A 13,155-nucleotide genomic window follows, 5' to 3' on the forward strand; every position below is an offset into this window, starting at 1 on the left:
GTCCGGGATGACCGGGCGGGATTGCAGTGCAACCCTGGGTCATCCCCTACGGGGTACAGCCAACCTAAATACAACCCTCGTACAACCTGCGTTGTTCCAAAATCTCATGGCATAATCCTGTCAAAAGGCGTATAATATGCAAATCAAAGCATAAATATACACGGAGGGAACTGCCATGAAAAAACTGATGACTGCCATCCTGACTGCCGGACTGCTGGGGACCTGCATGGCCCGGAGCCTGGCTGCGGAACCTGTTTACAAATACGGGAACGGGGAGAAAAAAGGGAATATTTTAACGGTGGCTGTGGCCTGGAAACAGACTGCTGCCGAATACCGGGCCCTGTACCACCAGGCTTTCAATATTGCCCAGGAACGGGTGGACCAGGCCCTGGCTGCCCGGAAGCCCGGGGACAAACCCCTGTGCGTGGTCACCGATGTGGACGATACCCTGATCCTCCATCCCGACTACTGGGGCTCCCTGATTGCCACCAAACACGACGCCTTCGATGATCCCCTGTGGGACGAGCATATCAAACAGGACAAACTGACCGCAGCTCCCGGAGCCCTGGACTTCCTCAACTACTGTAAATCCAAAGGAGTGGAAGTGTTCTACGTCACCAGCCGGGACCAGGGAGAAGGCACCTACGGCTATGCCCTGAAGAACCTCCAGGACCTGTCCTTCCCCTATGCCGACAAGGACCATCTCACTGTGCTCATCGACACCTCCAACAAGGAAAAGAAACAGAAAAAAATCGCCCAGACCCACAATATTGCCGTGTATCTGGGGGACAGCCTGAATGATTTCCAGCGGGTGTACTATGTAAAGGACGTGGATCAGCGGAATGCCCTGATGGAAAAGGACAAAGACCTGTTCGGGAAAAAATTCATCCTCATGCCCAACCCCACCGACGGCCATTGGGTACGGGCCATTTTCGGGGAATCCGAACCGGCTCCCACCAAGAAAAACCGGGAAACCTGGAAAAAAGCCGCCGAAAAGCAGCAGAGCCAGTTGATCCGGGAACATATGGGGAAATGAAGGCGGTCAACGGCCGAATGATAAAATTTGCAGGCAAATTTTATTGAATGGATAAAACCGCAGGCCGGGAAGGGCGGGCCTGCGGCACGCCCCTACCTCGTTGCTGTCGGACCATGGTTTCAACGGTCGGAGAAACGGGGTCTTCGACAATGCTGTTATTGTGATTTCGCCCGGACCTTTGACCCCAACGGCGTAGGGGCTTGCTGCAGGCAAGCCCGTCCCGGCCTCCCGGCAGGGCACTACTGCAATGGACAATACGATTGTACCGGGTCCGTAGGGGCGGCAGGCCCGGCCGCCCGCAGACGGCCTGTTGTACAGCCCCTGTAGTAATCTATTTATTCAAAGTCACTAAAAAATACGGAGAAAATCGGAAAAAGATTTATCGTTTTCGTGCAAAATTGGCCTAAAACATTTATTGTTTTCGTGCTATAATAACCTAAAAGATTTATCGTTTTCGTGCAAAAACGAGGATAAACATTTCTTGTTTTGTGTAAGCCATAGCAAAAGGAGGGTATAGGGTGCTGTTTCGGAGAAAGGTTTATGAAAAACTGCTGTATTGGAAAAAAATGGCAGCCGGTTCTACTGCGGTACTGCTGGAAGGGGCCCGCCGCATCGGAAAAAGCACCATCATTGAGGAATTTGCCAAAAACGAGTATGATGATTATCTGATTTTGGATTTTGCCCTGGAAAATCAGGATATCAGAGAGATTTTCCGGGAAAACCTGAACGACTTGGATGCTTTTTTTCGTACCCTTTTCCTTTTGAAAGGGAAATCGCTCAAGGGAAAACGCTGTGCCATTATTTTCGACGAGGTGCAGCTTTTTCCGGAAGCCAGACAGGCCATCAAGTATCTGGTGAAGGACGGCCGGTACGATTACCTGGAAACAGGCTCTCTGATTTCCATCCGCAAAAATGTACAAAATATCCTGATTCCTTCCGAAGAATATCGGATAAAAATGTTTCCTATGGATTTTGAAGAATATCTGTGGGCCATTCAGGATGAAATCACAGCGCCGGCCATCAGGGACGCATTTGCAAGAAGAAAACCATTGGGTGATAAAATCCATCGGGCCGTTATGAAAAAATTTCGTACCTACATGGCCGTAGGCGGAATGCCCCAGGCGGTGGAGGCACTTGTGGAAGGCAAGGATTTTGCCCAGATCGATTTTATCAAACGCAATATCCTGGACTTGTATGAAGAAGATCTGGCAAAATATGATCAGCAGAATCATGAAAAGGCTTCTGTGGTGTTCCGCACAATCCCGGAGCAATTGGAGAACAAGAATTCCCACTTTAAACTGTCTCTGTTGGAAAAGAACGCACGGTATCGGAACTATGTAGAGGCCGTTTCCTTTATAGCAGATTCCATGATCGGCAATGAATGCATCAACGTAACCAAACCGGAACCTGCACTGGAACTGTTTGCAGACCGCAGCAACTTTAAACTGTATATGGGAGATACGGGGCTGCTAGTGACCCAGATCATGCGCAGTGATGCAGAAACGGGGAATGCCCTGTACAAGGCGCTGATTACCGGCCGGTTGGGCATCAATGAAGGGATGGTTGTGGAAAACATGGTGGCCCAGATGCTGCGGGCAGCCGGACATGGACTGTATTTCCATGAATACCGCTACCGTCCTGAAGGCAGCCAACGGGAGAATTCTTATGAAATCGATTTTCTAATTGTACGGAATAAGAAAATCTGTCCCCTGGAAGTCAAATCATCAGGCTACCAGACCCATAAATCCTTTGATTATCTGATGAAAAAGTACCAGATGAAAATGGAAGAAAGATACATACTCTATACCCGGGATCTGCAAATGAAAGACGGTATCGGCTTCATCCCTTTGTATATGACCATGTGTCTGTAAAACCAGGAAATAAGGGAGAAAACCATTTATGGACACCAGACTCATTGAACATATCCTGAAAATCGCAGAAGAAAAGAGCATCACCAAAGCGGCGGAAAAGTTGTTCCTGACCCAGTCAGCCCTAAATCAGCAATTGCTTCACTTGGAGCACGAACTGGGAACTCCTCTCTTTAAGCGCAGCAAAACCAATTGGGGTCCGACACGGGCAGGAGAGATCTACCTGGAAGGAGCCCGGGAAATGCTCCGGGTGAAGCAGAACACCTACAGCCGGATCAGCGATCTGACCCATGGGTATACGGGGACTATCCGTGTAGGGATGACCCCGGTACGAGGACCAGAGATGTTCATCCATGTATATCCGGCTTTTCATCGGGAGTATCCCAACCTGGTGGTGGTTCCCTATGAATTGAACGTGTTTCAGATGCAGAAACTGGTTACGGCAGGAGAACTGGACCTGGGGTTCATGACATTGTTCGAAAGTCAGCGGGATGACAATGAGTATGAGGATTTGTACGAAGAGGAAATCCTTATTGCTGTTCCGGAAAGTTGGAAACTTGAAGGTACCGAGCAAACAGAAGGTGAACAGCGGCCCCGTCTTCCTCTTCAGGCGTTGAAAGGGCGTCCCATGATCCTGCTGAGAAAGCAGACCACCATGCGGCCTGTGCTGGATAAACTTTTCAGAGCCCGGCAGATGGTACCTCAGATCCTGTTTGACACGGCCAATCCAGCTACCATTCTGGAAATGGTCCGGGCTGGGATCAGTTGCGGCATTGTGGCTGAATCCACAACCAGGGAATTTCAGAAAGGTATCCGGTATTATTCTTTCGAAAAGCTATTGCGGTGGAATGTGGCAGTCTGTTATCCCAAGGGAGCATTCCTGAATCAGGCAGAGAAGCTGTTTATTGCCCAGGCCAAGGAATACTGGGGGAAAAAAGAATAAAAGGAAAAAGCTGGTCAAGAGGAGCTTTGACCAGCTTTTTCCTTTTTTATGAATTAGCACCATGACAGGATGGGCAGCTAACATCTTAGACCAATTTTAATTAATGACTTAAATTTTTGTTGATTTAAAACAGGCACTAATATAAGGAATATTGCTCTTTTATATGGTTTACAAATGACTTTAGAAGAGGGAAATAATTTAACTGTTTCCGATAGACCATATAGATGGTGCGTGTAATAGGAGGGTTGAGTGGCCGTAGAACGATATGAGGAAAGTTGTAATAAGAAGCTACTTCCTGACTGCAAAAAGTGATGCCCATGTTTTTATCCACAAGAGCCAGGCTTGCTTCAATCTGATTGCATTTATGACTGTATTCCGGGAATATCTGACTGTCAGTCATGCTTTTCAGGATAATATGCTGCAGCACGAAGCTGTCTCCGCTGATAATTAGGGATTCATGGATCAGCTGTTGAGGCGCAATCCAGGGCTGGGCCGCCAGTGGATGAGATTCATGGACAGCAGCATAAATGGTGGACATCTTTAAGGGGAGGGCTGTTACTTCTTTTTTTAAATCATCTTTTTCCAGGATGGCAATAATAACATCCAAGTCATCACCAGCCAGTTTTTTCAGTAAATGAAGGCTGCCATCTACCATCAGACTTATTCTGATTTGAGGATATTCTTTTTGAAAAGAGGCAACAGCTTCTGGCAGAGATAAAGAACAAAGGATAGGAAGCAGCCCCAACCGCAGAGAACCTTTTTTCAGCTGGGAAAATTCTTCCATTGTATGTTCCAGATTCTGCTCCTGGTTGAGGATTTTTTGGGATTGGGTAGCAAAATATTGGCCGGCGTCTGTTAAATAAACCCTTTTTCGGCGTCGTTCCAATAAAGAGATGCCCAACTGTTTTTCTAAAGCGATGATCTGATTGCTTAAAGAAGGCTGTGAGATATGGAGCTGTTGAGCCGCTTTCGTAATATTGCCGGTCTGGGCTACGGCCAGCAGATATTTCATTTGGAGATGACTGATCATAGAATGGCCTCCTTTAGAAAATGGAGATAAGATAGTTATAACCTATGAACTTTATAGAATCAATGATTTTTACCAGAAATAAATAGAATATTATAATTACAGGAGACGAAAGGGGCGATGCTGATGATTCAAAAAAAATATGATGTGATAGTAGTTGGAGGTGGGGCTTCTGGAATGGCGGCTGCCATTGGAGCTGCTAAAACTGGTGCCAGCTGCCTTTTGATAGAACGGTATGGCTGCTTGGGTGGGCAGGCAACCACAGCCAATGTCTCGTCCTATTGCGGCTTTTTTACCCATGGGGATAAAGCGCAGCAGATTGTCAAAGGAGTAGGCCAGGAAGTATTGGAGGAGCTGCACCGCCTGGGACAGTATGATGGCTATACACTTTCTCCCGTGGGAAATGCCATTGTTGCCCTGGATCAGGAAGCTGTGAAATTTGCCTTGGATGAAGTGCTTTTCCGGTATCCCGTGGATGTGCTGCTCCATTGCCGGATGGTGCAGGCAGAGGCGGACCGGCAAACAGGGAAGATCCAAAAAGTTGTATGTGTAGATGACCAGGACCGTTATGAATTTACGGCGAATGCTTTTGTGGATGCCACCGGTGATGCCAATCTGGCTTATCTTGCAGGAGCCAAGCTGCGCTATGGAGATGGAACTGGAAAAGGTCAGGCTTCGACTCGGATCCTGATGCTGGATAGAGTATCCCCCGATGTACGTTTCAAACCAGCGATTTTGGAAGAAGTCCTTACAAAGGCCAAAAGAGATGGATACAAGAATCTGACAAAAGAATCCGGGATTGTTTTCCGGGTCAATGATGATACGGTATGTGCCATCTTACCCAGTGTATGGGTTCCAGATTTAAGTGCAAAGACCCTGACTGCCTGCGAAAGAAATACACGGAGACAGGCACAGGAATATCTGGAAGTGTTCCACAAATATATGCCGGGTATGGAAAAGTGCCGGCTGATTTCTACTGGCGTGCAACTTGGGTTAAGGGATACCAGACATGTTCTGGGAGAAAAGACTTTGACTGGAGAACAGGTGCTGCACGCAGTGAAACCCAAAGATTCAGTGGCACGAGGTGGCTGGCCCTGCGAAATGCATCTGGATGTCAATAAAATTGCAAAATACATTTTCGTAGATAATGATGACTATTATGGGATTCCTTTGGGGTGCCTCAAAGCAAAAGGGTGGATGAATTTGTGGTGTGCAGGCAGAACGATCAGTGCAGACCCTACCGCTTTTGCTTCCGTACGGGTCATGGGATGCGGTTTTGCCACTGGCCAGGCAGCTGGAGTTGCGGCGGCTCTTTCTCAAGGGGAAAACGGTGCCGTTGAAACCGTGCAAAGAGAATTGGTACGCCAAGGAGCTTTGATTTAAGGGGGTATGCAGGATGAAGCGGCAAACGGCTGTAATTTTAGGGCTGCTGTGCATGTTTTTGGGAAAAGTGCTTCCACCGATGGGCGGTCTGACCTCGGCGGGAATGCAGGTACTTGGGATTTTTGCTGGTGTATTGGTTATGTGGCTGACCATAGCCATCCATTGGCCCAGTTTATTGGGGATTGCCATGCTGGCTACAGTACCCGGGTTGAATTTAAATAAATTACTGGCAGTATCCGTAGGAAATTCCACTTTTTCTTTTTTGCTGTTTACTTTTATGTGTACTTATGCGTTGTCGAAGACACCCTTTGTAAAACGGTGTGCCATTCGATTTATCTGCAGCCGGATAGCAAGGAAAGGGTCCTGGTGGTTCCTGATTTCCTACTGTGCCTCGGTTCTTATTATTGGGATGTTCATGTCTCCAGTGGTGCTGTTTGTTATTTATCTCCCCATATTGGATGCGATTTGCGAAGAACTGCAACTGCAGAACAAAGATTCACTGACCAACAGCATGGTTTTGGGGCAGCTGATTTGTGCAGAAATGTCCTGTGGTATGACTCCCATAGCCCATGTATTCCCAATTATGGCACTGGGCTTTTATAGTGCAGCCACTGGGAAAACCATCGCCTATGGGGATTACATGATGTTTGCGGTACCGGTAGGGCTGATTTGCTTTGGGGCTCTTATGCTGATATTCCGTTTTGTACTAAAACCTAATATGTCAAAAATCGCCAATTTGGATTTCGATGCCTTGGAAAAGACAGTGCCTCCCATGGAAAAGTATGAAAAAATCGTTCTTTCCATTTGCGCATTGGTGGTTATTATGTGGATCGTTCCAGGCTTTTTGAAATCCTCTTGTCCTGGCATTTATCAGTTCTTTAAAAATCAGGGAACCGCTTTCCCGCCTCTTGTAGGAGCCAGCCTGCTGTGCTTATTGACGCTAGGAGGAAAACCACTGCTTGACTTTAAAGAAGCCGTCAGCAAAGGTGTTGATTGGAGCAGCATCATTATGGCAGCCGGAACGCTGGCACTGGGGGCAGCTATGACAAACAAGACCGTGGGGATCACGGAATGGATTACGCAGACCATAGCACCTCTGCTGCAATCAGCCTCTGCGGCTTCGCTGGTACTCTTTCTTATTGCCTGGGCGTCCATCCAGACCAATGTATCTTCGAATATGGTAACGGTTACTGTGGTAACTGCCATTGCCATTCCTTTGTGCAATGCCACCAATGGGGCAGTAAATACTGCTGTTGTCTGTGCATTGATTGGGATGATTGCCAGTTACGCTTATGCAACGCCCCCGGCACATCCGGCGGTGGCACTGGCCATAGGATCTGAAAAAACGACTACTGGCCAAGTGCTGAAACTGGGGATTGCCATGATGATCGTAGCTGTGGCAGTAACGGTAGCGGTGGGCTATCCTTTAGGTGTGGCTGTTTTGGGATGAGGTTAAAATTTGATATAAAGTAGACTATCTAAGTAAATTCTACCAAAATTTAGTAATCACAAGATTATCATGTGGATAATCCAACGTAATAGTCCCTGCCAATCAAAGTTGGCAGGGACTATTGATTGCTTGCATGTTTCTAGAATGCATCAGGCTAGGGTATCAACAAAGTTTTTTCCCTTTTGCCAAAGAACAGAAAATAGGTTAACTAAAGGTGTGATTCCATATAAAACTGATTTTAGCGTGCTTACATAATAGGATGAAGTACAAGTTTTTTCTTGTATTAGTACAAAATTTAAAAGGGGAAAGCAACACTATTGAATATCAGATGAATCAGAAAATATGAAAAACATGAAAAAAGAATACAAAAACAAGTTTAATCTTGTAAACATACTGAAATTACTTGTTTTTCCTTGTATTAAATCCATGCTACAGTATATTTGAACAAAGCGAAAAGGACCGGTCCCCCATAAGCTTTGACGATTGAAAATGTGTCAGAAATTGTGGGAGATAAAGTATGGACAATAAAAGTTTACTTCAGAGAGCAAAAGAATTACAGAGAGGCGCCTATGATTTGCACGTACATTCTTTACCATCGGTGTTCCCTAGAAAGTTAGACGGAGCAGAAGTAATTCGAGATGGTGAACAATCTGGTATGGCGGGAATCCTTTTAAAAAGCCATTATGAGCCGACGGCGTTACGAGCAACGCTGATCAATAAATACAGCCATTGTCAATGTAAAGCATTTGGTGGTCTGGTTTTGAACTGGCCAGTGGGTGGATTGAACCCTTATGCTGTGTATGAAGCTGTAAGGGCTGGAGCAAAAATCATATGGATGCCTACAAGAGATGCGAAAAACAGTCTGAATTTTGGAAATATGGATGGCGATTTTTTCAATAGACCTGGAATCAGCATATTGAATGAGAACGGCAAAATTAAAGATGTAGTTTATGAAATTATGGATATTATTAAAGAAAGGGGCGGATGCCTGGCAACAGGTCATATTAGTCCACAGGAATCTATTGTGCTGTGCAAAGAAGGGCGAGCTAGGGGTGTTCCTATGATTCTCACCCATCCCGAATTTCAGAGAACAAAGATTTCAGGTGAGATACAGAAGGAATTGGCGGAGCAAGGTGTATTTATCGAAAAAAATTGGCTAAATCTTGTAACGGGTTCTGTGACAGCAGAGGAAATGGCTGCCAATATTCGATTGGCGGGTGTGGAACATGTATATTTGGCAACAGATCGAGGACAGAAAATTGGGCCTTCTCCAGTAGACGAATACAGAAACTTTATTCTGGCAATGCTTGAACAAGAATTTACAGAGAAGGAAATCCTCATTATGACTCATAAAGTTCCGGCACAAATTATCCATTTATCTGCATAAAGGTCAGGGGGAAATAAAATTATGAAAACAAGAAAAATATTTTTGGGACTGCTTATGGCAGTACTTGTAGTAAGTGCTTCTGGCTGTGGTTTATTTTCATCTGAAAAGAAAAAAGATGGAACGATAACAATCGGTATTGGATATACCACAGCAGCGAACCCCGATGATCCATATCATGTAACAGCTCTGGCTTTTAAGAATTATGTAGAAAAACATACAAATGGACGGATTAAAGTTAATGAATATCCGAGTAGCCAGCTGGGAAGTGAACCAGAAATGTGGGAAGGTATGCAAATTGGGACTTGTGATGCTGCAGTATTAACGAATGCTTACGTTGCTTCCTATGTTCGTGCAAATGGTGCCTTGGACTTACCTTTTATTTTTAAGGATGTAAAGCAGGCAAGAGATATCTTAGATGGAAAATTCGGGCAGGAACTTATGGACAACATGAAAGAAACAGGAGTTACGGCTTTGGCTTATTCAGAAGGCGGATTTCGACAGTTATGCACCAGAGATAAGGCGATTCGGAACCCTGAAGATTTGGTTGGCTTGAAAATTCGCTGTATGGAAACGAAAACTTATTTGTCTGCATATCATTCTTTAGGGGTAAATGCAACTCCCATGGCATGGGGGGAACTTTTAACAGCGTTGCAGCAGGGAGCAGTAGATGGCTGTGATGCACCTCTTAGTGTATTGTATACGAATGGATTTCCAGATATTTGCAAATATATTGATAATGTGAACTTGTTTTATTCTCCGCTTCCGGTATGTATTTCGACAAAAGTTTATAATAGCTTGACTCCGGAAGATCAAAAAATTGTGAAAGAAGCCGCAGTTGAAGCTGCAAAAGCAGCACGAAAAAATAATGATGACTCTGCTGCACGTATGGAAAAAGACTTAAGCAGTAAGGGAATGACCATTATTCCGGAGAAAGAAGTCGATAGTGAAGGATTCCGTCAGGTTGCAAAGTCCTGCTATAAAGAAATGGAATCTTATATTGGCAGTAAATGGGTACAGAAGCTGGAAAAAGAAGTAGGCCTTCTGTAAGCTTTATGGAAGGGGAGAGCACAATGGGAAATTTAGTAAAAGTATCAGATCGAATCAATAAAATTGTAAGCCATGTAGGTGCCGTTAGTTTCGTTGTTCTTATCTTTGCCTGTGTCTTACAGGTGTTCTGCAGATTTATCTTAAATCATTCTCTGTCCTGGACGGAAGAATTGGCACGGTATGCTTTTATTTGGATGCATATGATAGGAGCTTCCTTGCTTATTGGAAATGGAGGCCATGCAACTGTAACGGCTATTTTAGATTTACTGCATGGAGGATTGCGGAAGAGTGCTGATTTGTTCATTGAAGCAGTAATCCTCATCGATGGGGTACTCATGACCTATGCTGGCACGTACCTTTCTTATGCTTCTCGAACCAATTTGAGCACAGCGATGTCGGTTCCCATGTGGTGTATTAACTCATCAGTAGCTGTTGGAGGGATTCTGTTGATCATCCAGGCTTTGGTGAAAATAATTATAGTCTGGAATGGGGAGAAATAATAGAGAAGGGGGAGATTGAATATGAGTATAGTATTTATCGTCCTTTTTGGACTGATGCTGATAGGCGTTCCTGTTGCCTTCGCTATTATGAGTTCCGGAGTTGCCTATCTGGCAATCACAGATACGAATGTAGCAGTTTTGGCACAGCGTATGGTCTATGGAATGAATTCTTTTACTTTGCTTGCAGTACCATTGTTTATTCTTGTAGGAAATTTAATGGACTTCGGCGGAATCTCCAGACGGCTAACGGATTGGGCAAAAAGTCTGTTGGGATGGCTACCTGGAGGCTTGGGTGTGGTTACAGTATTTAGCTGTGCAATTTTTGCAGCTCTAACTGGATCTGGGCCTGCTACAGTAGCAGCTATAGGATCGATCATGCTGCCGGCAATGACGAAAGCTGGTTATTCAAAAGAAACAAGTGCTGGATTGGTCGCTTCTGCAGGAGCGTTGGGCCCAATTATTCCTCCGTCCATTCCCATGATTGTATACGGTGTAACAATGAATCTTTCTATTCCTGCAATGTTTGTATCGGGGATTATACCGGGTTTAGTGATTGCTGGAGCACTTTCTATCGTAAATGTTATCTTTGCATACCGGAATCCAGAGGTATTGAAGTTTGCCGGAACTGTAAAATTTGATGGGGCCTACTGTTTGAAGATGTTCTGGAAAGCCTTAGGTGCATTGGGATTACCTGTTTTAATTCTCGGAGGTATTTATGGTGGGATTTTCACTCCGACGGAATCAGCTGCAATTGGGATTGTTTATGCGTTGATTTTAGGATTTGCTTTGGGAGAATTAAAAGTAAAAGATCTTCCCAAAATACTCATTTCCTCTCTAAAGACATCTACAATGGTGAATTTTATTATTGCAGCAGCTTCTTTGTTTTCCTGGGTTATATCCAAGAGTCAAATTGGCATAACAATTTCGCAAGCTTTTATTTCTATGGTTGCGGGAAGCCGTACCATTTACTTATTGGCACTGGTCGTAATTCTGCTGATTGTTGGTTGCTTGATGGATAACATTGCGGCAACTCTTATCTTGGCACCCATTATGATTCCTGTTGGCATCAAACTGGGATGCAGCCCACTTCATCTTGGCATGCTGTTCTGTATTTGTTTGGTAGTAGGCTTCGTAACTCCGCCTTTTGGATATAATCTGTTTACGGCCATTTCAATTTCAGGACTTAACTTTAAACAGATTGTTCGAGGATCCTTACCCTTTTTAATGGTCGAAATTGCGCTACTGTTTGTATTTGCATTTATCCCAGGTATTATTACTTGGCTTCCGGGTTTAATGGGATTTAAGATTTAACAGTTATTCATGAGAAGTATGAAAAAAGCAGCTTTTCCTTGTGAGATGAGCTGCTTTTTTCTATAATGGAAAACAAGACATATTATTCTGTTAAGAATGGGAGAAATCTGATGAAAATAGGGTTTGAAGTTTTTTTGACAGTGTGTGAAGAAATGAGTATTACCAGGGCGGCCAGACGGCTTTTTATAACACAGCAGGCGGTCAGTGATCATATCAGACGTCTGGAAGAAAAATATAAAATTAGTCTTTTTCAAAGAAAACCAGATTTTCATCTTACTGCGGAAGGTGAAATTATGCGCAGCAGCCTGCAACAGATGAAAATTATGGAAAGAAATATGGAAAGAACTCTTTCTTTTTATTCAAAGGGAAGTATGGGAAATTTTACAGTAGGAATCAGTACCTCTAGGGCACCCATTATATTACCACAGATTCTTCCAGAGTTTTCGCGGGAATTTCCATTGGTCCGCGTTTCTTTTGATGAAGAAGATACACAAATTTTGGAAGAACGATTGCGACAGGGAAATATCGATCTTTTTATTGGAGTTAACACAACGCCTGATGATAACTTGGAAATACATACAATTGCATATGATGAAATCATGCTGGTGGTGCCGGAGAACCTATTGCAGCAATATTTTTCTCCTGAACAGGTGAATGCAATGAAAGGAACTGCTGACTTGAGAGATTTTATTAAAATTCCTTTTGTGTTGCCAAATTTCATGACAGGGAAAGTCAGTCATGTTATACAGGAATACTTAGCATCACATCATGTGCAGCTAAACGTACAGTATAATATCAGTGATAGCGAAACTCAAATTGATATTTGCTCAGCAGGAAAATGTGCAGCTATTTGTCCTCGTATGTTATTGGGATACGTAGATCAAAATAACCGTCTTGCTGGGAAAAATGTTCAATTAAGGGTATTTTCATTGAAAGATATCTGGGAAAAGTTAAGTATTGATTTGGTTATTCATAAAAGAGTAGTATATCCTCCCTATGTGGTGCGCTTTATGGAATTGGTGAAAGAGAAGATTGGGACACCTATGCATTAAATATATAATTGCATGTATACTTTTTCGCTTTATCCACCAAAATATATAATACCATTTAAATAAATAAGTTTTTACTAGTATTGCTGGAAAAATCTGCCTAAGCAATAAATAGTTGTATTGCAATGAAGGCTTTGCCAAGAACTTATTGATG

11 protein-coding genes are annotated in these 13,155 nt (G+C 44.0%); 10 read left to right on the forward strand and 1 reads right to left on the reverse strand.

Features of this window, described 5'->3' with window-relative positions; genetic code table 11:
* Window positions 1-175 precede the first annotated feature (175 nt).
* From ACTQY5_RS07285 to ACTQY5_RS07295, 3 genes are all read left to right on the forward strand, one after another.
* Window positions 176-1,036, forward strand: a complete 861-nt coding sequence (locus ACTQY5_RS07285) for a 5'-nucleotidase, lipoprotein e(P4) family (RefSeq protein WP_441369002.1) — start codon at window positions 176-178, stop codon at window positions 1,034-1,036.
* A 518-nt stretch (window positions 1,037-1,554) separates the two neighbouring features.
* On the forward strand, window positions 1,555-2,907 hold the full coding sequence (locus ACTQY5_RS07290; RefSeq protein WP_441369003.1) for an ATP-binding protein: 1,353 nt from the start codon (window positions 1,555-1,557) through the stop codon (window positions 2,905-2,907).
* 28 nt (window positions 2,908-2,935) lie between these two features.
* The gene (locus ACTQY5_RS07295; RefSeq protein ID WP_441369004.1) at window positions 2,936-3,847 is read left to right on the forward strand and encodes a LysR family transcriptional regulator; all 912 of its coding nucleotides are present in this window, start codon (window positions 2,936-2,938) and stop codon (window positions 3,845-3,847) included.
* 136 nt (window positions 3,848-3,983) lie between these two features.
* On the opposite strand, the gene ACTQY5_RS07300 is transcribed toward ACTQY5_RS07295, so the two are convergent.
* Complete coding sequence (locus tag ACTQY5_RS07300; protein WP_302575788.1) at window positions 3,984-4,877, reverse strand: LysR family transcriptional regulator; 894 nt, start codon at window positions 4,875-4,877, stop codon at window positions 3,984-3,986.
* 117 nt (window positions 4,878-4,994) lie between these two features.
* Here ACTQY5_RS07300 and ACTQY5_RS07305 point away from each other — a divergent pair, with 117 nt between their 5' ends.
* The 7 genes from ACTQY5_RS07305 (at window position 4,995) to ACTQY5_RS07335 (ending at window position 13,004) form a co-directional block, all read left to right on the forward strand.
* Window positions 4,995-6,257 (forward strand): FAD-dependent oxidoreductase, encoded by a 1,263-nt coding sequence (locus ACTQY5_RS07305; protein WP_303226093.1) that lies wholly within the window; start codon window positions 4,995-4,997, stop codon window positions 6,255-6,257.
* A gap of 13 nt (window positions 6,258-6,270) precedes the next feature.
* Window positions 6,271-7,707, forward strand: a complete 1,437-nt coding sequence (locus ACTQY5_RS07310) for an SLC13 family permease (RefSeq protein ID WP_302575784.1) — start codon at window positions 6,271-6,273, stop codon at window positions 7,705-7,707.
* 517 nt (window positions 7,708-8,224) lie between these two features.
* Window positions 8,225-9,094: a DUF6282 family protein gene (locus ACTQY5_RS07315; protein WP_302575782.1), complete on the forward strand. Its 870-nt coding sequence runs from the start codon at window positions 8,225-8,227 to the stop codon at window positions 9,092-9,094.
* A 21-nt stretch (window positions 9,095-9,115) separates the two neighbouring features.
* Complete coding sequence (locus ACTQY5_RS07320) at window positions 9,116-10,141, forward strand: TRAP transporter substrate-binding protein (RefSeq protein WP_441369005.1); 1,026 nt, start codon at window positions 9,116-9,118, stop codon at window positions 10,139-10,141.
* A 23-nt stretch (window positions 10,142-10,164) separates the two neighbouring features.
* A complete protein-coding gene (locus ACTQY5_RS07325; protein ID WP_302575777.1) occupies window positions 10,165-10,641 on the forward strand; it encodes a TRAP transporter small permease in 477 nt (158 codons plus the stop codon).
* Between the two features lie 21 nt (window positions 10,642-10,662).
* Window positions 10,663-11,952, forward strand: coding sequence for a TRAP transporter large permease (locus ACTQY5_RS07330; protein ID WP_317423293.1), 1,290 nt, complete (start codon window positions 10,663-10,665; stop codon window positions 11,950-11,952).
* 110 nt (window positions 11,953-12,062) lie between these two features.
* Complete coding sequence (locus ACTQY5_RS07335) at window positions 12,063-13,004, forward strand: LysR family transcriptional regulator (protein WP_441369006.1); 942 nt, start codon at window positions 12,063-12,065, stop codon at window positions 13,002-13,004.
* The last annotated feature ends 151 nt before the right edge of the window (window positions 13,005-13,155 follow it).

This window comes from Acidaminococcus sp. HCP3S3_H5, from assembly GCF_052122235.1.
GTDB lineage: Bacteria > Bacillota > Negativicutes > Acidaminococcales > Acidaminococcaceae > Acidaminococcus.